The organism is Flavobacterium piscinae, assembly GCF_004122145.1.
In the GTDB taxonomy this organism is placed as follows: domain Bacteria; phylum Bacteroidota; class Bacteroidia; order Flavobacteriales; family Flavobacteriaceae; genus Flavobacterium; species Flavobacterium piscinae.
The window spans coordinates 1-539 of the sequence record NZ_SBKQ01000035.1; the positions used below are offsets into that span (position 1 = coordinate 1).

Genomic DNA, 539 nt, shown 5'->3' on the forward strand with positions numbered 1-539 from the left:
ATTCCACTACCATTAGTAGAAACTCCAACGGCTCGTTTACAAGCGATTCACAACTCTCCTGATTTGGCAGCAGCTTTAGTAGATGTGTATGTGAATGATGAACTTTTGTTAAATGATTTCGCTTTCAGAACGGCTACTCCATTTATCGATGTACCTGCCGGAGTGGAATTAAGTATTGATGTAGCTCCGTCAACCAGTACTTCATCCGCTGAAAGTATTTATAACTTAACGGCTACTTTAGCAGAAGGCGAAACGTATATCTTAGTAGCCAATGGTATTGTGAGTCCAACCGGATATTCAGTGGGACCAAACTTTGCCATCAATGTATTTGCTCAAGGTCGTGAGGTTGCTTCAAATCCGGCTAATACGGATGTATTGGTCAACCATGGTTCGCCAGATGCTCCAACAGTAGATGTGGTAGAAACTTCTGTACCGGCCGGAACTATTGTAGACAACATTTCTTTCCCTGATTTTGGTGGTTATTTAGAATTACCAAACTTAGATTTTACCTTAGACGTTCGTGATGAAACAGGAACAGT

General features: G+C 41.4%; 1 protein-coding gene. It reads left to right on the plus strand.

Annotated elements, in window-relative coordinates; translation table 11 throughout:
• Window positions 1–539: DUF4397 domain-containing protein (locus tag EQG68_RS14890; RefSeq protein ID WP_164975478.1), on the plus strand; the 539-nt coding region annotated here is incomplete at both ends.